Origin of the sequence: Streptomyces sp. NPDC053076, assembly GCF_044546845.1 — a bacterium.
Lineage (GTDB): Bacteria > Actinomycetota > Actinomycetes > Streptomycetales > Streptomycetaceae > Streptomyces.
Genome location: NZ_JBITZL010000001.1, coordinates 881,086 through 904,709, shown reverse-complemented (window position 1 = coordinate 904,709; position 23,624 = coordinate 881,086). Strand labels below are relative to the sequence as shown.

Annotated in this window: 8 protein-coding genes; 2 read left to right on the top strand and 6 right to left on the bottom strand. The window is 73.4% G+C overall.

What is annotated here, in order from left to right; all coding sequences use genetic code 11:
- Nucleotides 1-4: 4 nt before the first annotated feature.
- Nucleotides 5-14,971 carry an SDR family NAD(P)-dependent oxidoreductase gene (locus tag ACIGYR_RS03585; protein WP_399602565.1) on the bottom strand — a complete coding sequence of 4,989 codons (14,967 nt, stop codon included), beginning with the start codon at nucleotides 14,969-14,971 and terminating at the stop codon, nucleotides 5-7.
- A gap of 78 nt (nucleotides 14,972-15,049) precedes the next feature.
- Here ACIGYR_RS03585 and ACIGYR_RS03580 point away from each other — a divergent pair, with 78 nt between their 5' ends.
- On the top strand, nucleotides 15,050-15,727 hold the full coding sequence (locus ACIGYR_RS03580) for a 4'-phosphopantetheinyl transferase family protein (protein WP_391838102.1): 678 nt from the start codon (nucleotides 15,050-15,052) through the stop codon (nucleotides 15,725-15,727).
- Between the two features lie 57 nt (nucleotides 15,728-15,784).
- Here ACIGYR_RS03580 and ACIGYR_RS03575 read toward each other — a convergent pair whose 3' ends face one another.
- From ACIGYR_RS03575 to ACIGYR_RS03555, 5 genes are all read right to left on the bottom strand, one after another.
- A complete protein-coding gene (locus ACIGYR_RS03575) occupies nucleotides 15,785-17,131 on the bottom strand; it encodes an NAD(P)/FAD-dependent oxidoreductase (protein WP_399602562.1) in 1,347 nt (448 codons plus the stop codon).
- Nucleotides 17,132-17,136: 5 nt separating this feature from the next.
- Nucleotides 17,137-17,409, bottom strand: coding sequence for an acyl carrier protein (locus tag ACIGYR_RS03570; protein ID WP_391838106.1), 273 nt, complete (start codon nucleotides 17,407-17,409; stop codon nucleotides 17,137-17,139).
- Between the two features lie 30 nt (nucleotides 17,410-17,439).
- The gene (locus ACIGYR_RS03565) at nucleotides 17,440-18,930 is read right to left on the bottom strand and encodes an amino acid adenylation domain-containing protein (protein WP_399602559.1); all 1,491 of its coding nucleotides are present in this window, start codon (nucleotides 18,928-18,930) and stop codon (nucleotides 17,440-17,442) included.
- On the bottom strand, nucleotides 18,927-20,063 hold the full coding sequence (locus ACIGYR_RS03560) for an acyl-CoA dehydrogenase family protein (protein ID WP_399602557.1): 1,137 nt from the start codon (nucleotides 20,061-20,063) through the stop codon (nucleotides 18,927-18,929). Before ACIGYR_RS03560 ends, ACIGYR_RS03565 begins: the two co-directional genes overlap by 4 nt.
- A 452-nt stretch (nucleotides 20,064-20,515) precedes the next feature.
- Complete coding sequence (locus ACIGYR_RS03555) at nucleotides 20,516-21,301, bottom strand: thioesterase II family protein (RefSeq protein WP_399602554.1); 786 nt, start codon at nucleotides 21,299-21,301, stop codon at nucleotides 20,516-20,518.
- Between the two features lie 191 nt (nucleotides 21,302-21,492).
- On the opposite strand from ACIGYR_RS03555, the gene ACIGYR_RS03550 reads away from it, so the two are divergent.
- Nucleotides 21,493-23,568 carry an acyl-CoA dehydrogenase family protein gene (locus ACIGYR_RS03550; RefSeq protein WP_399602551.1) on the top strand — a complete coding sequence of 692 codons (2,076 nt, stop codon included), beginning with the start codon at nucleotides 21,493-21,495 and terminating at the stop codon, nucleotides 23,566-23,568.
- The last annotated feature ends 56 nt before the right edge of the window (nucleotides 23,569-23,624 follow it).

Below are 23,624 nucleotides of genomic sequence, written 5' to 3'. Positions count from 1 at the left end.
GACTTCACTCTCCGGAGTTCCGCTCGTGGTCTTCGGCACCGTGCGCGGCGCGGATCAGTTCGTCCACGTCCATGTCGTCGACCGTGCTGGTCTCGTCGTCGGCGCGCTGCCGGTGGCCGTCGTCGCCGCCGTCCGCCGCGCTCGGGGCGTCACTCACCGGAGTGAGCCGCTCATCGAGCCGGCGTGCGAGTTCCGTGGGCGTCGGGCAGTCGAAGATGACGGTCGCGGGCAGCCGCAGACCGGTGGTCGTGGCCAGCCGGTTGCGCAGTTCGACGGCGGTCAGCGAGTCGAATCCCATCTCGAGGAACCCGCGGTCGACGTCCACCGCGGTCACCGAGCCATGGCCCAGCACCGCGGCGGCCTGCTTCCTGACCAGCAGCGCGAGCGCCTGACGCCGCTCGGCCGCCGACATCCCGGCGTACTGACCGGCTTCGCCCGCGGCGGCGCCGCCGCCCGCGGTGCGGTCCGGCCGGCCGCGGCGCGGCACCAGCAGGCGCATGACGGGAGGGAGCGTCCCCTGGGTGTCCTGGGCACGCAGCGCTTCGCGGTCGATGTGCGCCGCCACGACCAGCGGCTGCCCGCCCTGGGCGGCTTGGTCGAACAGGGTGAGGCCGTCGGCGGCGGACATGGCCTGCGCGCCGGACCTGGAGAGCCGATCGCGGTCCAGGGCGTTCATCTGGCCCGTCAGTGCGCTGTCGGGTGCCCACAGACCCCAGGCGATCGACGTGGCGGCCTGTCCGCGCGAGCGCCTGACCGCGGCGAGCGTGTCGAGGAACACGTTGGCCGCGCCGTAGTTGGCCTGACCGGGATTGCCGAGCAAGCCGGCGGCGGACGAGTACATGACGAACATGCCGAGGTCGCAGCCGGTGGTGAGCTGGTCCAGGTGCACGGCGGCATCGACCTTGGGACGCAGCACGGGCGCCAGACGCTCGCCGGTGAGGGAGGTGAACACCGTGTCGTCCAGCACGCCCGCCGTGTGGACCACCGCGGTGAGCGGGTGCTGCGCCGGAATCCCGGCCAGCAGGTCCGCCAGGGCCTCGCGGTCGGCGATGTCGCAGGCGGCCAGCCGCACGTCGGCGCCCGACCCGGCCAGCTCGGCGCGTAGTTCCTCGGCGCCCCGCGCGTCGGCGCCCTGACGGCTCGCCAGCACGATGTGGCGCATCCCCCAGGGGCCGACCAGGTGCTTCGCCACCAGGGCGCCCAGCGTTCCGGTGCCGCCGGTGATCAGTACCGTGCCTTCGGGGTCGGGAGCGGGCGGGATGGTCAGTACCAGCTTGCCGACGTGCTTGGCCTGGGCCATGTGACGGAACGCCTCGGGTGCGTCACGAACGTCCCAGGTGCGGACGGGCAGTGGCCGCACGGCGCCGTCCCGCAGCAGCCGGACGACATCGGTCAGCATGGTCCGGACCGACTCCGGGCTCAGGTCGGGCACCAGGTCCACCGGCCGGTACACCACACCCGGCCATGCGTGGGCGACCTGCTGCGGGTCGCGGCGGTCGGTCTTTCCCAGCTCGATGAAATGACCGCCCTTGGGCAGCAGGCGCAGCGAGGCGTCGACGAGGTCACCGGTCAGCGAGTTGACGACCACGTCGACCCCGGCACCGCCGGTGGCGGCGAGCACCCGGTCGGCGAACGCGGAGTCCCGCGACGAGGAGATGTGGGCGTCGTCCAGGCCCATGAGCCGCAGCGTGTCGTGCTTGGCCGGGCCGGCCGTGGCGAACACCTCGGCGCCGAGGTGGCGGGCGATCTGGACCGCCGCCGTGCCGACTCCGCCGGCCGCCGCGTGGATGAGGACCCGCTGCCCGGGGCGCAGGCCCGCCGCGTCGTTCAGGGCGAAGTAGGCGGTCAGGAAGGCGGAGGGGACCGCGGCCGCCTGCTCGAACGACCAGTCCTCGGGGATCGGGACCAGCCAGCGGTGGTCGGTGACCGTCTCGGTGCCGAACGCGCGCGGCATCAGCCCCAGGACCCTGTCCCCGGGCCTCAGCCCGGTCACGCCGGAACCGACCGCCTGGACCACGCCGGCACCTTCACCGCCGATGAACAGGCCGTCGTCCGGGGGCAGTCCCAGAGCGACCAGGAGATCGTGGAAGCTGATCCCGGCCGCACGGACCCGTACCCGTACCTGTTCGGCCGCCAGGGGCTCGCCGGTCTCCGGACACGCCGCCACCGTCATGGCGTCCAGGACGCCGGCCGGGTCCGGTTCGAGCCGCCACCTGCCGCCGGGCGGCGGGGTCAGCCTGCCCTGCGGCGAACCCGTCGCCGCCAGCCTGGGGACGAGCAGCGCGCCCCGCCGGATCGCGATCTGCGGCTCGTCGCCGGCCAGCGCATGCGCGAGCGCGGCCGTGCTGTCGTGCTCGTCCAGGTCGACGAGGACGATCCGGCCCGGGTTCTCGGCCTGCGCCGAGCGGACCAGCCCCCACACCGGCGCCGCGGCGAGGTCGTGCACGTCGTCGGGCTCACCGACCGGGAGCGCCCGGCGGGTGACCACGACCAGCCGCGTGTCGACCGTCCGGTCGTCGGCCAGCCAGGACTGGACGTCGTGCAGCACCGTGCTGGTCAGGTCGAAGACCGAACCGGGCAGGCCGGCGCCGTCCCCCGTCGCGCAGGGGAGCACCGCGATGCCGGGGGACGGCGTGCCGTCGGCCAGCGCGCTGAGCAGGGCGGCCACATCGGGATGGGAGTGGAACGGGATCCCCGACGCCGGCAGCGAGTCGGCCAGGCCGAAGGTGTCCCGTCCGATCACGGCCCAGTCGCCGCCGACACGGGTCTTGGGCGTCGGCAGCGGGACCCAGTCCAGCTGGAACAGGGAACGGTCGGCCGGGCTCGCGGCCATGGAGAGCTGCTCGACCGGAACCGGCCGGGTCACCAGGCGTTCGATCGCCAGAACCGGGGCGCCGGTCTCGTCCGCCGCGGTCAGTGCCACCGCGCCCGGACCGGCCGGCGAGATGCGCACGCGCAGGGTGCGCGAACCGGGCGCGAACAGCGACACGCCCGCCAGGCTGAACGGCAGCCGCACGGTCCTGCCCTGGCCGTCGCCCTGTTCGGCGGACGGGGCGAGCACCATCGCGTGCAGCGCCGCGTCGAGCAGCGCGGGGTGCATGCCGTACCGGTCCGCCTCGTCCTGCACCTGGGCGGGCGGCGACACCTCGGCGTAGACGTCCTCGCCGCGCCGCCACGCGCGGGCCAGGCCCTGGAACGACGGCCCGTAGGTGTAGCCGGCCTCCGCTCCCGCCGCGTAGAAGGCGTCCGGGTCCATCGGCACCGGCTCGGCGCCGGGCGGCGGCCAGGCGGTCAGGGAGGCCGGGGCGGTGTCACCGGCGGGCGCCAGGACCGCCGACGCGTGCCGCGTCCAGTCACCGCCCTGGCTGTTCTCCCCGTCCGGCCGGGAGTAGACGGCCAGTGGCCGGTGCCCGGAACCGTCGGGCGGGCCCACCACCAGTTGCAGGCTCACCGGATCATCGCCGGACAGCAGCAACGGTGCTTCGAGGGTCAGTTCCTCGACCTGTGGGCAGCCTGCCTCGGTACCGGCTCGCAGGGCCAGCTCGGCGAATCCCGTCCCCGGCAGCAGCGCGACTCCGTTGACCGCGTGATCGGCCAGCCACGGCCGGGTGCCGGCCGACAGCCGCCCGGTGAGCACCAGTCCGCCGCTGTCCGCCAGTTCCACCGCGGCACCGAGCAGCGGGTGGTCCGGCGTCGTCACGCCGAGGGCTGCCGGGTCCACGGCGGCGCTCTCGTCGTCCATCCAGAACCGCTGCTGGTCGAAGGCGTAGGTAGGCAGCGGGACCCGCCTGCCGCCGGGGATCAGCGTGGCCCAGTCCAGGTCCGCGCCGTTCACCCATGCCTCGGCCAGCGAGGCGGCGAACCGGCCCATGCCGCCTTCGTCACGGCGCAGGGAGCCCACCGTGACCGGCTCGGCGGCGTCGTCCGCCGAGGTGGCCGTGTCCAGCACCGCGCCGGTCAGCACCGGGTGCGGGCTCGCCTCCACGAACATGGTGAAGCCGTTGTCCAGCAGCTTCCGGGTGGCGTGCGCGAACAGCACCGGTTCGCGCAGGTTGCGGTACCAGTACTCCGCGTCCAGTTCGGTGGTGTCGGCCGGCTCTCCGGTCACCGCGGAGTAGAACGGTATCCGCGCGCGCCGGGGGGTGATTCCGTCCAGCTTCGTCAGGAGGTCGTCGCGCATCGGCTCGACCTGCGGCGAGTGTGAGGCGTAGCTGACCTCGATCCGCCGGATCCGGATCCCGCGCCGTTCGCACTCGGCGGTCAGCTCGTCCAGTGCGTCGGTGTCACCGGCCACGACGACCTGCGAGGGGCTGTTGACGGTCGCGATCGACACCCGCCCCTGCCATGGGGCCAGGAGCGTCGCCGCCTGCTGCTCGTCGGCGTGCAGCGACGCCATTCCCGCGGAGCCGGTCAGCCGGGCCAGTGCCGCCGCCCGCACCGCCACCACCTTGGCGGCGTCCTCCAGTGACAGGGCGCCGGCCACGTAGGCGGCGGCGATCTCGCCCTGGGAGTGCCCGACCACCGCCGCGGGGCTCACGCCGTGGTGCTGCCACAGGCGGGCCAGCGAGACCATCACCGCGAACAGGGCGGGCTGCACCACGTCGACCCGTTCCAGGCCGGGCGCGCCGTCCGCCCGGCGGAGCACCTCGGTCAGCGACCAGTCGGTGTACGGAGCCAGCGCCTGCTCGCACTCGCGGATGCAGTCGGCGAACTCCGGTGAGGTGTCGAGCAGTTCGGCGGCCATCCCGGACCACTGGCTGCCCTGTCCGGGGAAGACGAAGACGACCCGTGGCTTGCGCCGTGCGGTGCCGCACACCAGCGCGGGGTCCGGCTCGCCGGCGGCCAGCAGGGTGAGCCGGCGAAGGTGGTCGTCCCGGCCGGCTCCGAGCACCACGGCGCGGTGCGGCAGCGCCGCCCGGGTGGCGGCCAGGCTCCAGCCGATGTCGCGCGGCCGCAGGCCGGTCCCGTCCGCGAGCAGCAGGCGCAGCCTGTCGGCCTGCTGCCGCAGCGAAGCCGGGGACGCCGCCGAGACGGGCCAGGGGACCGGCGGGGCCGCCGGACCGGGCTCGGTGTCGTCTTCCCGCTCCGGCGGCTGAGCCGGCCGTTCCTCGAGGACGAGGTGGACGTTGGTGCCGCTGACGCCGAACGCGGAGACCCCCGCGCGCCGCGGATGCCCGCCGTCGGGCCACGGCACCGCCTTCACCGCCAACTCGACCTCACCGGCCGACCAGTCCACGTTCCGGCTCGGCTCATCGACGTGCAACGTCGCGGGCACCACCCCATGGCGCATCGCCAGCACCATCTTCATCACGCCGACCGCGCCCGCCGCCGCCTGCGTATGGCCGATGTTCGACTTCACCGACCCCAGCAGGACCGGCCTGCCGTCGGGCCGGTCCTGCCCGTACGTCGCCAGCAACGCCTGGGCCTCGATCGGGTCCCCGAGCGTCGTCCCCGTCCCGTGCGCCTCCACCGCGTCCACGTCACGCAGCGACAGGCCGGCGTTCGCCACCGCCTGGCGGATCACCCGTTGCTGGGACGGCCCGTTCGGTGCCGTCAGCCCGTTCGACGCACCGTCCTGGTTCACCGCCGAGCCCCGGATCACCGCGAGCACCTCATGGCCGTGGCGCCGGGCCTGCGACAGCGGTTCGACCAGCAGCAGGCCGAGTCCTTCGGCGAACCCGGTTCCGTCCGCGGCGTCGGCGAACGCCTTGCACCGCCCGTCCGTCGACAGCGCGCGCTGCCGGCTGAACTCGACGAACACCTTCGGGCTCGATATCACCGAGATCCCGCCGGCCACCGCCATCGAGCACTCACCCGCCCGCAGCGCCTGGCACGCCATGTGCAGCGCCACCAGGGACGAGGAGCACGCCGTGTCGATCGTTATCGCCGGGCCCTCCAGCCCGAAGAAGTACGACACGCGCCCCGATATCACGGCCGGTGTGCTGCCGGTCACCGCGTATCCCTCGGCGCTGCGCGGCGCCAGCGGCGCCCCGGTCGCGTAGTCCGTCGGACCGGCGCCGACGAACACCCCGGTCCGGCTGCCCTTCAGGCTCAGCGGATCCAGTCCGGCGTTCTCGAACAGCTCCCAGGAGGTCTCCAGCAGCAGCCGCTGCCGGGGATCCATGGTCACCGCCTCGCGCGGGGAGATCCCGAAGAACTCCGCGTCGAACTCCGCCACCCGGTCCAGGAACCCGCTCTCGCGGACGTACGACGTCCCCAGGTGATCCGGGTCGGGATCGAACAGCCCGGCCAGGTCCCAGCCCCGGTCCGTCGGGAACCCGGAGACCGCGTCCCGGCCCTCGGCCAGCAGCTGCCAGAACTCCTCCGGCGAGGTCACACCCCCGGGCAGCCGACACGACATGCCCACGATCGCCATCGGCTCGTCGACGGCCGCGGTGTTCTCCGAGACCACGGCCGGTGCGGCCGATTCACCGGGGGTGAGCTCGAGCAGGTAGCCGGCGACGGCCGCGGCGGTGGGGTAGTCGAACGCGAGGGAAGCCGGCAGGCGCAGCCCCGTGGCCGCGTTCAGCCGGGTCCGGAACTCGACCGCTGTGACGGAGTCCGACCCCATCTCGCTGAAGGGCCTGTCCGGGTCCACGTCGTCCGCACGGCCGTACCCCAGCACGGCCGCGGCCTCGGTCCGGACCAGGTCCAGCACCGCCCACTCGCGCTCGGACTCGGCCGTCCGCGCCAGCAGCCGGACGAGAGCGCTCTCCCCCGCCTCCTGCTCGCCCTGCCCCGCCGCCCCGCCCGCGACGCCCTGGGCGTCCGGCAGTTCGTCGAGGAGCGGCCGGGGGCGGGCCGCCGTGTAGAGCGGGGCGAACCGCTCCCATTCCACATCGGCGACGGCCACGGACGTCTCGTCCCGGTCGAGCACGTGCCGCAGCGCCCGCAGCGCCTGCCCGGGATCCAGGAGCGGCAGGCCCTGCCGTTCCGACTGGCTGGTGAACATGTCCCGCACCGCCGGGTCGTCGGCGTCTTCTCCGAAGGCGTTCCAGAAGCTCCAGGCGACGGTGGTGCCCGCCTGGCCCCTGGCGCGGCGCTGGACGGCCAGTGCGTCCAGATACGCGTCGGCGGTCGCGAACACGCCGTTGTCGGCCGCACCCCAGACGCCCGCCACGGAGGAGAACAGGACGAAGGCGTCCACCGAGTCCTCGCTCAGCAGTTCGTCCAGGACTCGCGCACCCGTCACCTTGGCGCGCAGCGTGTCGGCGAGCCGCGCGGGTGTCGTCCCGGACAGCGGGCCGGGCTCGGGGACGACCGCCGCGTGCAGGACGGTGCGGACCGGCCGCCCCGCCGTCCGGGCCTCGCGCAGCAGGCTCTCCATCGCGGCGCGGTCGGCCACGTCGCAGGCCACCGTCGTCACCGAGGTGCCGGATCGCACGAGGTCCGCCTCGAGTTCGGCCACGCCCGGTGCGTTCCGGCCCCGCCGGCCGGCGAGGATGACGTGTTCCGCACCGCAGGCCGCCAGCCACCGGGCCAGACGCCGGCCGAGCCGGCCGGTACCCCCGGTGATCAGCACGCTGCCGCCCGGCTGCCAGGTCCGTGCCGCGGGCCGGTCGGCCACCGGGTCACGCACCAGCCGTCGCACGTGCACACCGCTGTCCCGTACGGCCACCTGGTCTTCCGCGCCCAGACCACCGCCCAGCACCGCGCACAGCCGCGCGAGCGTCTCCTCGCCGGGTGCGGCGGGCAGGTCGATCAGGCCGCCCCAGCGTTGCGGGGACTCCAGGCCGGCCACCCGCCCCATGCCCCAGACCTGGGCCTGCGTGGGCGAGTGCAGGTCACCGCCGTCCACGCAGACCGCGCCGCTGGTCACCAGCCACATCGGGATGTCCGCCTGCACGTCGCCCAGCGCCTGGACGAGGGCCAGGGTGGCGGACGTGCCCGCGGGGACGTCCGGGAACTCCCGGTGCGGGCGTTCGTCCATCGCCAGCAGCGACAGCACACCCGCCGCGGCCGCGGCGGCCTCGTCACGGAGCAGGCCGGCGATGTGCTCCCGGCCGTCGCGCGCCGGGTCGAGGGTGAGCTGTCGCACGTCCACGCCCCGTGCGGAGAGGGCCGCGCACACGGCCTGCGCGCACTCCCGTCCCGGGCCGGTGCCGGGAGCCAGGACCAGCCACTGTCCGCTCAGCGGCGGCTCCGCGGGATCGGCGGCGGCCCGCCAGTCGACGCGGTAGCGCCAGGCGTCGAGTTCGTGACCGGCGAGGTCGGGGATCGCGGCCGGTTCCGTGTCGTGCCCGGCGAAGACCGGCGGCCAGTCCACGTCGGCGCCCTGTGTGTACGCCTCGGCGAGGGAGGTCAGGAAGCGTCCGGTGCCGCCGTCGTTCCTGCGCAGCGTGCCCAGTGCCCGCGCGCCGCTCCCCGCGTGCTCGACCGTCTCCTCGATCGCCGGTGTGAGCACCGGGTGCGGGCTGGCCTCGATGAACAGGTTGTGGCCGTCCGCGAGCAGCGCCTGGACCGCCTCTTCGAAACGCACGCGCTCGCGGAGGCTGTGGTACCAGTACTCCGCGCCGAGTTCGGTGGTGTCCAGCAGGCCACCGGTGGCCGAGGAGTAGAACGGCACCTGCCCCGGACGGGGCGTGATCCCCTTGAGGACGTGCCCGAGCCGCTCGCGGATCTGCTCCACGTGCGGCGAGTGCGAGGCGTAGTCCACATCGACGCGCCGGAACCGGACGCCGTCGCGTTCGCAGACGTCCGCCAGTTCCTCCAGGGCGCCGACCTCGCCGGCCACCACGACGCTGCTCGGACCGTTGACCGCGGCGATCGACAGACGGCCCGCGAAACGGCCCAGCAGGGTGGTGACGGCCTCCGCGCCGAGGGCGACCGAGGCCATGCCGCCCTGGCCGGACAGCTGCGCCAGTTCGGCGCTGCGCAGCGCCACGACACGGGCCGCGTCCCGCAGCGACAGGGCGCCGGCGATGTACGCGGCGGCGATCTCGCCCTGCGAGTGACCGGCCACGGCCGCGGGCGTGACCCCGTAGGAGCGCCAGAGTCCGGCCAGCGAGACCATCACCGCGAAGAGCGTGGGCTGGACGACGTCGACCCGGTCGAGCGACGCCGCGCCGGGCTCGCCACCGATCACCGCGCCGAGCGACCAGTCGGTGAATTCGGCCAGCGCCTCCCCGCACGCGCGCATCTGCTCGGCGAAGGCCGGCTCGGCCGCCATGAGTTCCGCGGCCATCCCCGGCCACTGAGCGCCCTGGCCCGGGAACACCAGGGCGGTCCTCGGATCGTCGCCTACCGTGCCCTGGATCAGGTTCGCCGCGGTCCGGCCCTGGGCGAGCGCGGTCAGCCCGTCGCCGAAGCCCCCGGCATCGCCGGCCAGGACGACGGCACGGTGGGCGGCCGAGCGCGGCAGTGCGGCGAGGGAGGATCCCACTCCGAGGGGGCTGAGGTCCTGGCTGCGTGCCGTGAAGTCCCGTACCGCGGCGGCACGTGCCCGCAGGCCGGTGGCGCTGGCGGCGGACATCGTCCACGGGATCGTCGGCCGGTCGCCGGGGAGGCCGACGGCCTCGCGGTACCAGTAGCGGCGGCGCTGCCACGGATAGCCGGGCAGGCTGACCGGTCGGCGCGACGCCTTGGCCGGAGCGGGGGCGGCGCCGGTCACGAAGAGTTCCGCCGCGGTGCCGGCGAGCCGGTCCACCGGGTCGCCGGCAGCCGTCGTCACCCCGAACCGGCCGGCCAGCTCCTCGGGCAGGTCCTGCGGCAGGACGTCGACGAGCGCGTGCACGCCTCCGGCCGCGATGTCCTCGGCAAGGCCCTCCGGCCGGTCGGCGGGCACGCCGCGGCGGGCACGGCGCATCAGGTCGTCCGGGGTCATGGCGGGGCCTTCGCCGTCCGCCGACATCTCGGGTGTGCGGGCGGGCCGGAGTCCGACGCCGGCCGCCTGTCCGGCGGCGAGGCGCAGCGCGTCGTCCAGGTCCAGCCGTCCCGCCGCCCAGGCGGCACCCAACTGGCCCGCGCCCGCACCGATCACGGTCTGCGGCGCCAGCCCGACGGTGGCCCACATCCTGGCCGCCGCGACCTGGTGACACAGCAGGTAGGCCGCCGGCTGGTCGGTCGACGGCTCGGCGAACGGGTCGACGGTCGTCCCGGTCAGCGCGGTGAGGCGTTCGGCGCTGGAGCGCAGCGCCCCGGCGTACTCGGGCAGTTCGGCCAGCCGGTCGCGCAGGGCGGCCGACGGGGGTTCGGCTCCGAACCAGAACCCGACGGTGCGGTCCGCCCCCTCGGACACCTGTCCCTGCCGGGCGGCGGGCGTGCTGTCGCCTCGTGCCGCCGTCTCCAGGGCCGCGGCGAGGGCGGCGGCGTCCTGGCCGGTGACGGCGAGCCGGTGGCCCAGCCAGGTGCGGCGGTAGGCGGCGGTGAAGACGATGTCGTCCAGGTCTGCCGGAGTCCGGCGCAGGCGGCCCGCGAGGCGTGCCGCCGCCTGGCGCAGCGCCGGCTCGGCCGCCGCGGTGACCATCAGGACGTAGGGTGCCCGGCGCGGCGGAACCGCCGCCGGCTCCGGGGCCCGCGGTGGCTGTTCGACGACGACGTGCGCGTTGCTGCCGCTGAATCCGAACGAGCTCACGCCGGCCCGTCGCGGGTGGTCGCGGAGCGGCCACCGCCGGCGGTCGGTCACCACCGAGACCGGCAGCCTGTCCCAGTCGATGCGTGTCGAGGGCCGGTTCAGCGGGTGCGGGGGAAGCTCCCCGTGGTGGAGCGCGAGGACCACCTTGAGCAGCCCGGTGACGCCGGCCGCTGCCTCCAGATGTCCGATGCTGGCCTTGGCGGCGCCGATCAGCAGGGCCTCATCCGGCGCGCGGCCGGTTCCCAGGGCCTCGGCGAGGGCGCGGACCTCGATCGGGTCGCCGAGGGGCGTACCGGTGCCGTGGGCCTCGACGTAGTCGATGTCGCGCGGTGCCCAGCCCGCGGCCTCGACCGCCCGCTTGATCACGGCGACCTGCGCGGACGCGCTGGGAACGGTCATGCCGCCGCTGGCGCCGTCCTGGTTGACCGCGGTGCCGCGGATCACCGCGTAGACGCGGTCACCGTCCCGCTTCGCCGCGCCGAGCGGCTTGAGGATGAGCGCGGCCGCCCCTTCGCCGCGGCCGTAGCCGTCGGCCGCGTCGTCGAAGGTCTTGCACCGGCCGTCGGCGGCCAGGGCGCCGGCCCCCGCCATGGAGACCGACACCGTGGGGGCGACGATCACGTTCGCCCCGCCCACGACGGCGATCTCGCAGTCCCCCTGACGCAGGCCCTGACAGGCCAGGTGGACGGCGGTGAGGGAGGAGGAGCATGCGGTGTCGACGGCGATGCTGGGGCCGCTCAGCCCGAGGAAGTACGACAGACGTCCGACGGCCGCGGCGAACGTCGTGCCGGTCCCGTAGAAGTGGTCGACGTCGGCCATGTCGCGGGTGAGCAGCTGCTGGTAGTCGGCGGTGTTGAGGCCGAAATAGACACCCGCGGCCCGGCCGTCCAGCGTGGGCGCGGGCTGCCCGGCGTCCTCCAGTGCCTCCCAGGCGACCTCGAGAAGCAGGCGGTGCTGCGGATCGAGTGACTTCGCCTCGCGCGGCGAGACACGGAAGAACTCCGCGTCGAAGCCCTCCACCTCGTCGAGGAAGCCGCCGCGCAGCGGGACGCCCGGGCCGGTCTCCGCCCAGATCGGGTCTGTCCGGCGGCCGGCCGGCATGTCGCGGACGGCGTGACGGCCCTCGGCCAGCAGTGCCCAGAACTCCTCGGGGGAGTTCGCGCCGGGCAGCCGGCACGCCATGCCGATCACCGCGACGGCGTCGTCCGGCGTCCCGTCGTCGTCCGTCGCGCCGCCGGACGGGAGGGCCGGGGAGGTCGCCGGGTTCTGGCCGGGTGCCTGCGGGGCGGCGTCCGCCAGGAACTCGCTCAGGGCCTCGACGGTCGGCTTCTCGAAGACGATCGTGGTGGGCAGCTCCAGGCCGAACTCGGCGGCCAGGCGGTCCCGCAGCTCGACGGCGGTGAGCGAGTCCAGGCCCTGGTCGAACAGGCCGCGCCGCCGCGCCAACGGCTGGTCGGCCGAGAGGCCGAGCACCGCCGCGACATGTTCCTCGACGCGCCGCGACGAATCGCCGTCCACCTGCGGCTTCCCGGCAGGCGCGGGCGCGGGGGCCGATACCGCCTCCACGCGGGCCTCGGCGCTCGGTACGGCCGCCGTACCGCTGATGCCGGGGACGGCGTCGTCCACCGGGTGCGCGACCATCTCGCTGATCACCCGGCCGTCGCCGTCGAGCAGGCTCAGGCGTACCTGCGCCGGTGCCACGCCCGCCGACCCGCGCCCCTGCTCACCGGGCTCGACCCCCGGCAGCCAGTACCGGTCGCCGCCCCAGGAGGGCACCGGCAGCGTCCGGTACCGGCCCGGAGTCCCGGTGATCTTCGTCCAGTCCACGTCGACGCCGCCGACATGGAGCTGCGCGACCGTCTTGTGCAGGGCGAGCAGCCCGGATTCGCCGCGGCGCAGCGTGGCCACCGCCGGCCCCCGGCGCCGGCGGTGGCGGACGGCGTCCGCGAGCTGCCGGATCAGCGTGGGGTGCGGGCCGATCTCGACGAACGCCCGGTCGCCCTCGGCGAGCAGCCCGTCGATCGCGGGCCACAGGAGCACGGGGTCGGTGAGATTGCGTTCCCAGTAGCCGGCGTCGAAGCACACGTCCGGATCGTCCGGCAGCACGCTGGAGATCATCCGCAGCGAGGGCGTGGCGGCGGTGAGACCGGCCAGGGCCTCCCGCAGCCGCGGGCCGCACTCGGCCACCACCGGGCTGTGGAACGCGTAGCCGCCGGGCAGCCGCTTGCACCGCAGACCACGCGCCTCGGCCGCCGCGGCGGCCGAGCCGACAGCGTCGGCGGGGCCGCTGAGCACGACCGCGTCCGGCCCGTTGACCGCGGCGACCACCACCGGCAGGCCGGTGTCGGCCAGCAGCGCCAGGACCGTCTCCCGGTCCGCGCGGACCGCCAGCATGGCGCCCCGGCCCGCCGTCTCCTGCAGGATGCCGCCCCGCCGGACGGCCAGCCGCACGGCGTCGGCCCGGGAGATCACGCCCGCCGTGTGTGCGGCGGCGATCTCCCCGACGCTGTGTCCGACCACGGCCTGGGGCCGGACGCCGCAGGCGGCCAGCCAGCTCGTCACCGCCATCTGCACGGCGAGCAGGGCCGGTTGGGCGATGTCGGTCCGGTCGAGCCTGCTGTCCTGCTCGCCGCGCCGCAGCTCGTCGATCAGCGACCAGCGCGCGTCCCGCCGGATCAGCGCGTCGCACTCGTCGAGGGCGTCGCGGACCACGGGCGAGGCGTCGTACAGGTCCACCGCCATGCCCGCCCACTGCGCGCCCTGACCCGAGTACACGAACACCGGCTCGGGGATGCCCTCGGGGTCCACGGCGCCGACGTAGGCGCCGTCGGGTGCCTCCTCGATGTCGCCCAGCGCCGCCGCCAGTTCCTCCGGTCCCGCCGCGACGGCGGCGAACCGGTGCCGCTCGTGGGTCCGCCGGGTGGCGGCGGAGGCGATGAGGTCGCCGAGTCCGTCGGCTTCCGCGGTCACCCGCTCCCCCATCCGGGCCACCTGGTCGGCCAGGCCGGTCCGGTGGTGGGCCGAGGCGAGCAGCACGTAGGGGCCGGCCGGACGACCGGCCGCCGGCTCGGCTCCGGCGGGCTCGACGCCTTCCGCGATCACATGGACGTTCGTGCCGCTGAGCCCGGAGGAGCTCACCCCGACGCGGACCGGCCGGTCCGTCTCCGCGAGGCCGACCGTGCTGAGCGGCACCGCCAGCGTGCCGCGGTCCCAGGGGACCGCCGAGGTCAGCCGGCCGGGATCGGGCTGGGCGGGCACCTCCCGCGCGTTGATGACCCAGAGGCCCTTGAGCAGACCGGCGACTCCGGCCGCGCCGTCGGTGTGCCCGAACACCGCCTTGTTGGAGCCCACGTAGAGCGGCGGACGGCCCGGGTCCCGGTCCCTGCCGTAGACCTCGTTCAGCGCCATGAGCTCGACCTGGTCACCGAGCGGGGTCCCGGTGCCGTGGGCCTCCACGTAGTCGAGGTCCGACGGGCCGATCCCCGCGGTGCCGAGGGCGGTGCGCAGCAGTTCGGCCTGGGCGGCGCCGTTGGGTGCCGTGATGCCGAGGCTGCGGCCGTCGTGGTTGGCCACCGACGCGCGGAGGACCGCGTAGATCCGGTCCTGGTCGGCGAGGGCGTCGGGCAGCCGCTTCAGCACGAGGACGCCGCAGCCGTCACCGCGGAGGATGCCGTCGGCGTCGGCCGCGAACGGACGGCACCGCCCGGTCGGCGAGATCGCGCCGATCCTGCTCATGAAGACGCTCAGTTCGGGCGTGATCATCAGGCTGACGCCACCGGCCAGGGCCATGTCGGTCTCACCGGACCGCAGGCTCTGACTCGCCAGGTGCACCGCGAGCAGGGAGGAGGAGCAGGTGGTGGTGAGCGCGGCCATGGGCCCGTGCAGGTCGAAGGTGTAGGCCAGCCGTCCCGCCGCGAAGCTGAACTCGTTCCCGCTGGCATAGTGCGGCCCGATGCCCTGGATGCCGAGCGTCTTGGTGTGCAGCGTGGCGTAGTCGTGGGCGAACATCCCGAAGAACGCCCCGGTGCGTGTGCCGCGCCAGGCGTCCGCGGGCCGCCCGGAGTCGCTCATCGCCTCCCAGGCCACCTCCAGCATCAGCCGTTGCTGGGGATCCATCGCGCTCGCCTCGCGTGGCGAGATCCCGAAGTAGGAGGCGTCGAACCGGTCGATCTCCTCCAGGAAGCCTCCGACATGGCTGGCCGTGCCGGAACCGGAGCCGCCCGGGTCGGTGTCCGCGCGGTCCCAGCGGGTCGCGGGCACGTCCCGGAAGACGGTGGTCGCGGACCGGAGCGCCGCACCGAAGGAGTCGAGATCACGGGCGCCGCCGGGGAACCGGCAGCCGATGCCGACGACGGCGATCGGCGTGGCGTACGGGCTCGTCAGCGGTCGTTCTGCCATTGAAGATATTCCTTGCTCTACAATGATCTTCCGCAATTTCGGCATCGGGATCCCGTGGGATACCGGAGGGGGCGACCGATGGGTGAGCCGCACCTCGCGGGCTCCGGACACGTCGCCGTCTGGGTGGCGGTGGGCGCGGCGGCGCCCGGAGGCGAGCCGCTCAGCCTGGAACAGCGCGCCCGCCGCTATCGCCGGGCGCGGGCCACCGCACGTATGGTCGGCCGGCACCTGGTCGCGGAGCACACGTCATGTCCGCCGGACCGGCAGGTCTGGGAGCGCGACAGCCGGGGGCGCCCGCTGCTCGTCGACCCCGGCGGCCTCCATGTGAGCCTCAGTCACGCCGAGGCCGTGGTGGCGGCCGCCCTGTCGTGGGACGCTCCGGTCGGCGTCGACGTCGAGCGGCTGCGGCCGCCGGCCGACCGCGGCGCGCTGGCCCGGGCGGCCCTGTCCGAAGCCGAACAGCGGGCCGTGGACGAACTGCCGGAACCGCTCAGGGACGCGCAGCTGCTCCGCTTCTGGACCCGTAAGGAAGCCGTGGCGAAGGCCCTGGGCACCGGACTCGCCACGAACCTGCGCGGCATCGTCACGACGGCCCACGGCGCTGTGGTGTCCCTTCCGCGAGAGTGCGGTGACGTCTCCGCCTGGTCGCTGACCGATCTCGCCGTCCGGGACGACGTGATCGCCTGCGTCACGGTCCGCGCGCCGGGCGTCCGGGTGCTGACCCGGACGCTCGCACTCCCCTCGGACGAGGGCTGAACCGGCCCGAGGGGCCACGTCGGTCACGACCGGACGCCTTCTGTCACGTCCGCGGCGCTAGAAGGACGGAGCCATGACCGGGGCACGGAGCGTGCCCAGGTACGGGTGCCACAGGTGGGACGGGTCTTCCTCGACGGCCGTCACGGTCTCCCGCATGACGCGCAGCACCTCCGGCTCCTCGTCGTCGTAGAGGTCGCCCTGCAGCAGCCGGATGATGTCCAGCCGGTAGCGCGGGTCCGCCACGAACGTGGTGAACAGGATGTTCAGCCGGTAGTAGACCGAGATGAACTCGTACCAGTTGCGGGTACCGTTGCGGATCGCCTTCTCGTACGTGGTGAACCGGTCCCGGGAGAAGTCGTCGGCCTCGGCGGCCGCGACGATGTCCCGGCAGGCCAGCCGCGCGCTGTTGAGCGCGACGCTCACGCCGCTGGAGAAGATCGGGTCGACGAAGCGCGCGGCGTCACCGAGCAGCACGTACCGGTCGCCGCAGATCTGCCGCATGGCGTAGCTGTAGTCGCCCTCGACCTTGAAGTCGGTCACCTGCTCCGTCTTCTTGAGCGCCTCGTACAGGTCCGGCCGGCTCTCCACGAAGCTCCAGAAGAACTTCTCGCGGTCCATGTTGGCCTCGGCGAACCGGTGCTTCTGCGTCACCACCCCGACGCTGGTGACGGTGTCGGTGATGGGGATCTGCCAGACCCAGGTGTCGCTGATCGGCAGGAAGTGCACATAGATGTAGTCGACCTTCTCGGGGCTGTTGGCGACCGCGGTCCGGTCGAGCCCGTCGAACCAGGCGTGGATGGCGTACTGGTTGAAGACGGGGTCCGCCTCCTTCAGCCCGAGCTGCCGGCCCAGCATGGTCTGGCGGCCGGAGGCGTCGACGATCATCTTCGCGGTGATGTCCACCTCGCTGGAGCCCACCCGGCAGGTCAGGGTGACCTGGTCCGGGTCGTCGAAGTCGACGCGCAGCGCCCGTATCCCCTGGAACACCTTGGCGCCCAGGCTCTCGGCGTGCTTGAGCAGGATGAGGTCGAACTTGCTGCGGTCGACATGGAAGGTGTAGTTACGGTCGACCCCCGGCTGGTCGCGCTCGCTGAACAGGATGTCGGCCGCGCCGAGTTCGTGGGTGAGCTTGCCGGCCACGGCGGAGGTGACGTTGAGCGACTGGGACGACGTCCAGGCCGCGCCGTACTTGCGCGGGAAGCCGGCGGCCTCGATCTTGTCCATCACCCCGGTCTCCAGCAGCACCCGCGTGGTGGCCGGGACCAGCGACTCCCCGACGTGCGGCCGGGGGAAGTTGTCACCCTCGAACACGGCGACCTTCATACCGGCCTTGGCGAGGTAGGCGGCGGCGCTGGAACCGGCCGGGCCTCCACCGACGATCACGACGTCATAGTCGACACTCATACTTCTCAGGCACCTTCCGCAGGGACGGCCATGAGGCCGGTAACGAGCTTGCTGATGGAAGCGATGTCGCGGAAATTCGCGGCGTTGATCGACGCCAGCGGCACATCGACCCGCAGGTCCTCCCGCAGGAAGTTCAGCAGGAGCGCGCTGTTCATCGAGTTGAGGACCTCCCACTCGAGCAGCGGGGTCGACTCGGTGAGCTCGCCTTTCGGGTCACCGTCGAGAAAGCTCTCGGCTATGAAGGTCGTGATCCGCGGTGTGACCTCGTCGATGGTCATCCGTCGCCCCTTTCCGTCGGGAGGTGGTTGTCACGGCTGCGGTGCATGAACTGCTCCTTCGGCCCCGGCGCGCGCCTGCAGAGCCGGCCGGTCGATCTTGCCGTTGCCGTTCCTGGGCAGCGGGGAGAGGAGCCGTACCTCGTCCGCCACCAGGTAGCGCGGCAGGCGCTGGGTGAGGTACTGCCGCAGGGCCAGGACCCCGAGATCGCGGCCCGACCGCGGGGCCACGAACGCCACCAGACGGGTGTCGACCCCTTCGCCCACCGCCACCGCGGCGGCCTCCGCCACGTCGGCGTGGTTCTCGAGCACGGACTCGACCTCGCCGAGCTCGACCCGGTGCCCGCGGATCTTCACCATGTGGTCGCGGCGCCCGAGGTAGTCGAACGAGCCGTCGGGAAGGACCCGGACCAGGTCGCCGGTCCGGTACGGACCGCTCTGCGGCGGATGACCCCAGTAACCGGACATCACCGTGGGGCCGTCGACGACGAGCTCACCTTCCTCGCCCGCCACCGCGACCGCGCCGTCGTCCCGCACCGCCCAGACCCGGTCGCCGCCGGCCGCGACCCCGATCGGCACCGGCCGGTCGCGGTCCAGGTCCGCCTTCGTGACCTCGTGGAACGTGCACACGTTGGTCTCGGTCGGGCCGTAGAGGTTCATCATCCGCGCGCCGGTCCAGCCGGCCAGGTCGCGGAGTTGGGCGATGGGGAACGGCTCGCCCGCGAACAGCACCGTGTGCAGCGCCTGGGGCGCCGGACGGTCGAGGAGCCCGCCGTGCCGCATCATCACCGCCAGGGCGGACGGCACCGAGTACCAGACGCTGATCCGCTCCCGGTGGAGGAACTCGACGAGCTGCATCGGCGCGAAGGACAGCTCCGGGGGAATGAGGTGCACCGACGCGCCCGCCCGGAACGCCACGTACAGGTCGAGCACCGACAGGTCGAAGGCGAAGGGCGCGTGGTTGGCGAACCGGTCGTCCTCCCCCGGCGCCAGCAGGTCGTGCGCCCAGTCGACGAACGCCCGCGCGTTCTCATGGGTCAGGCAGACGCCCTTGGGCGTGCCGGTCGACCCCGACGTGTAGAGGATGTACGCCAGGTCGCCGGGGGCCGTGGCGGCGTTGACGGCCGGTGCGTGATCGTAGGGTCCGTCGAGCTCCTCGTAGCCGACTTCCTCGGCCAGCTCGGCAAAGATCCGTGGAATCCGGGCGTGGTTCGTCACGACGACGCGCGCCGCGCAGTCCCGGGCGATGGCCGCGACCCGGGCCACCGGGCTGCTGCCGTCGACGGGCACGTAGGCGGCGCCGAGCCGGAGGACCGCCTGCATCGCCGCCACCGTCGCCGGGCTCTTGCCGGCCCAGAGCACGACCCGGTCGCCGTGCCGGACGCCCTGGCGGACGAGCCTGGCCGCGATCGCGTCGGCGGCGACATCGAGCTCGCCGTAGGTGAGGGAACCGGACGGCCCGCTCACGGCCGGTGCGTCGGGCCGGCGTGCGGCGGCCTCGATGACGAGCTGGTGGAGCGTCACAGTCCCGCCTCCCTCGCGATGAGTTCCAGTTGGATCTCGGTCGTCCCGGAGAAGATGGTGGTGGGCAGGCAGTCGCGCAGCTGCTCCTCGATCCCGGCGCCGGCCAGGTAGCCGGCCGCACCGAACAGCTGCATGGCGTCGAGGCTGTTGGCGATCGCGGCCTCGGACACGGCGGTCTTCGCCATCGCGATCGCGCTGACGTCCGTGCGGCCCTGGTCGAGCTGCCAGCAGGCGCGGTACAGCAGCAGCCGCGCGCTCTCCAGCCGCTGCCGCATCCGGGCGATCCGGTGCGAGACGGCCTGAAACCCGGCGATCTTCCGCCCGAACTGGCGCCGGTCGGTGGTCCGGCCCACGCACTCGGCCAGCTGCCGCTCCATCAGCCCCAGGTACCCGGCGAACAGGCAGCCGCGTTCCCACGCCATGGAGTGCTGGAAGACGGCCCCGCCGCTGCCCTCGGCGCCGAGCCGGTACCGCGCCGGTACGACGCAGTCCTCGAAGCGCACCCGCGCCGCCAGGCAGCCGTTCAGTCCCATCTTCGGCAGCGGTGGACCGACGACGATGCCGTCGAGTTCCCGCGGCACGGCGAACGCCGAGATGCCCAGGAATCCGGCGGAGGGATCGGTGACCGCGTAGGTGACGAACACGTCCGCGATCGGTGCGTTGCTGACGAAGGACTTCTCCCCCTCGAGCACGTACTCCTCGCCCGAGCGCGTGGCGGTGGTCCGGATCCGTCCGACGTCCGAGCCGGCCTCGTCCTCGGTCATGGCGTTGCCGGCGACGACATCGCCCGCCGCCATGCCGGCCAGCAGCTCCCGGGCCTCGTCCGTCCCGAACTCCCAGACGGGTACGGCACACGACAGCAGGTGCGCCGCGACCCCGAAGACCAGGCCCATATCGGAGCAGGAGCGACCGAACGCCTCAAGGCCCAGCGCCGTGTCCAGTGCCCCCAGACCGGCCCCGCCGTGCTCCTCGGGGAGGCACAGTCCCGTCAGGCCGATGCTCGCCGCGTCCTTCCACGCCAGCCGCACCAGCTCCGGGTCGGTGCACGTCTCATGCTCGGCGAACCGCTCGGCGACAGCCGCGCTTATGCCGGCGTAGCGTTCACGTTGCAGCGGTGACAGCTCGAAGTCCATCAGTCGTTTTCCGGAGTGTATTCGACCGGTGCCAATTCAATCCCACCTCGAAGGCAGTTACTCGGAAAGTAACGGTGCTGCGACATTTGACTATTCTGGTTCGAACACTCGGCAACGGTAGGTTCCGGGCGGGCGGACCCCAACCCTTAGCGCACCCTTATGCGAAGAGGACGCGGCTAGGGGTACGGTAGGGGTGCCAGTCGGCGCACAATCGACGTACTCTTCGCACGAGAGGCCGTGCGGAAATGCCGGGAGGAATATGGATGCGCCGGCTCCGGTCTTTCGTGACGGCGCGCCGGTCCATCCGGCCGGCCATGTCGGCCGGTGCGGTCCGGGCAGCGCGGGACGACGGCCCACACGACAGCGCGGGCCGGGGCGACGCGAGTCGAGCGACGGTGTTGCGGCCGGCGGCGGTGTCCCTGCCCGCGTCGCCCGGCCCCGGCAGCGGGACTTCACCCCCGGGACGGGAGACGCCCCGCGTCCTGCCGTGCCCCGGAAAGCACGGACGAGATCACGTCGAGCACTCCGGCCCGACAGTCCTCCAGGTAGAAGTGGCCGCCCGGGAAGATCCGCAGATCGAACCGGCCGAGGGTGTGCTGCGACCAGGCCGCCACGTCGGCGACGGGGGCAGCCGGGTCGGTGTCGCCGACCATCGCGGTGACATCGCACGGCAGCGGTGGTGCGGAGTCGAAGCGGTAGGTCTCGATGGCCGTGTAGTCGGCGCGGATCGTCGGCAGGACGAGTGTGAGCAGCTCCTCGTCCGCCAGGACGCGCGGGTCCGTACCGCCCAGCGCGCACATGTGCGCGACGAGCGCGGCCGTGCTCGCCCGGTGCAGCTGCTCGTGTCCGGGACGGGAGGGAGCCCGCCGGCCGGAGACGAACAGATGCGCCGGCGCGACCCCCTCCTCCCGTGCGATCCGGCTCGCCACCTCGAAGGCGAGGATCGCTCCCATGCTGTGGCCGAAGAACGCGAACGGCTCCGCCAGCCGTGGCCGTATCGCCGCATGGATCCGGTCGGCCAGCTCGGGGACGGTGCGGACGCAGGGCTCGCCGGCCCGGTCCTGGCGGCCCGGGTACTGCACGGCCAGCACATCGATGTCCTCCGGCAGCGACCTCGACCACGAGTAGAAGTAACTGGCGGCGCCGCCCGCGTGGGGGAAACAGAACAGGCGTGTACCTCCCGGCGCCTGGCGGTAGACACGGAACCAACTGTCGCTGTCGGTATTTCCCACTGCCATCACCTTTCCGAGCGCAGCACACATATCCGATCCTGAGGCGCGTCCGACCCTATCCCCCGCCCCGGTGCGGCGAACCCCTAACAGGCCCCTATTGTCGGCGCTTGCGCATTGCCCGGCATTGACACCGTCCCTACGGTCGATTTCGACGGCGCGGCAGCGGATACGGTAGGCGGGACGGGCGAATGCTCAGCATGGACGAAATCACCGAACTGCTGACCCGACAGTGGCATTTCCCCGACCTGGCGGACGAGGCCGCCCTGACCCGGTTGTGGAGACTGGCCGCGACGCGGGGCTGGTTCGGCTGCGACAGTCTCACCGCCGCCGTCGCGCTGGTCCGGGCCACCGGGGCGGCCGCCTGTCCGCTGCCCGTCATGGACGGCTTCGTCGCCGCCGGTCTGCTGGCGAAGGCCCCGGAGATCGTGGCCGGCATCACGGCCGGAGACATCCGGATCCTGGTGGCGCCGGCGGACCCGGCGGCCGAGACGGTGCAGTTCACGGAAGGCGGGACGGCCGCCTCACACGTCCTGGTGCTGCCGCCCGCGGGCGGCAGCGCGTCGGTACGGCCCGTGGAGTTCGCCGTCCCCCAGCCCGGGCTGGCGTCACCCCCCTGGGCCCGGCTCCACCTGGGCGGACCGGAGGCCGTCGTCGACGTCGGCCCGGAGCGGGCCGGCCAGGCGCTGTCCCTGCTCAGACTGGGCCTGACGGTACGGGCGATGGCGGCCGCGCGGCGGACTCACGAACAGTCCATCGCCCATGCGAAGGTCCGCCGGCAGTTCGGCCGGACGATCGGCGGGTTCGGCGCGGTCCAGCAGCGCACCGCGGCCCGCGAGATCGAACTCGTCGCGGGCGAACTCCTCATCGAGGACGCCGTCCGCAGACACTCCGGCGCCGCACCGGACCGGTTCCTCGCCACGGAGCTGGCGGTGTCCCACGCGGCAGCCGTGGCACCGCGCATCCAGGTCAGCGCCCATCACACCCTGGGTGCCGGCGGGTACTTCGAGGGACACGACGCCCCGTGGCTCTTCCGCCGGGTCCATGCCGACATCGCGCTGCTGCCGTCCTGTCCGCCACCGTGCGGAACGGTGGCGGACATCCTGATCGGGACCGCAGCCGGCCTGCCCGCCGCCGACCCCACCGCTCGGGCGGCGGCCGTACGCGCGCAGGCCCGCTCCTTCTGCGCCGAACACCGCACCCGTGCCAGGGTGTTCGCCAAGGGCGACGACCCTGCCGTGGTGGCGGCGATGTCCGCGCGGGGCTGGTTCGGCATGGCCTGGCCCACCGCCGACGGCGGCCGCGACGCGACCCTCGTCGAGCAGCTCGCACTCCAGGACGAGACCGCCTATCACCAGCTGCCGGTCGCCAACGCGGTGGCCGCCGTCTCGGTGGTCGGCGCTCCCATCGTCAAGTACGGGACGGCCGAGCAGAAGGAGAGGTACCTGCCCCGGATCCGGGACGGACGGCTGACCTTCTGTCTGGGCTACAGCGAGCCGGAAGCGGGCTCCGATCTGGCGTCGCTGACCACGACCGCGATCCGTGACGGCGACGACTGGGTGATCAACGGGACGAAGTCCTGGATCAGCAACGCCCATACGGCGGAGTACATCTGGCTCGCCGTGCGCACGGACGTGGACGCGAAGCTGCCGCTGGCCGGGATCAGCATGTTCATGGTTCCCATGACGGCCGCGGGGATCAGGACAACGGCGCAGCACGCGCTGTCCGGGCAGGTCTGCTGCACGGTGAGCTTCGACGACGTCCGGGTGAGCGACTCCGCGCGCATCGGCCCGGTCAACCGCGGCTGGCAGGTCATCACGGACACGCTCACCGGCGAGCGGCTGATGCTGGCCTGCGAACTGGCCGGGATGTCCCGTCGGCAGTTCGACGAGCTGCTGGCAGCCGTCCGTGCCGATCCGGACGGTACGGCCGGCCCGTCCGGGTCGGCCGGGCGAGCCAGGCTGAGCGGCATGGCCGTGCAGGTCCAGGCGGTGAGCCTGCTGCTCACCGAGGCGGCCTCGAAAGCGCAGTCCGGTGCCGCGCACACCGCTCGCCTCACCTCGTCGATGGCCGGTGTGCTGGCCGCCGAGGCGGCGGAGCAGCTCAGCCGCGACGCCTTGGAGATCCTCGGTCCCCCGGCGGCCCTCGGCACCCCGGACGCTCCCGGCGCGGGCATCTTCGAGCAGGGCCTGCGCCTGTCCGTCCTCGCCTTCCTCGGCGGCGGAACCAACGACGTGCAACGCGGATTGATCGCCCGCGGCCTCGGCCTGAGCTGACCGGTCCGTTCAACCGTGCTCTCGCGGGAGGCACGGGACAGTAAGGCGAGCGGTAA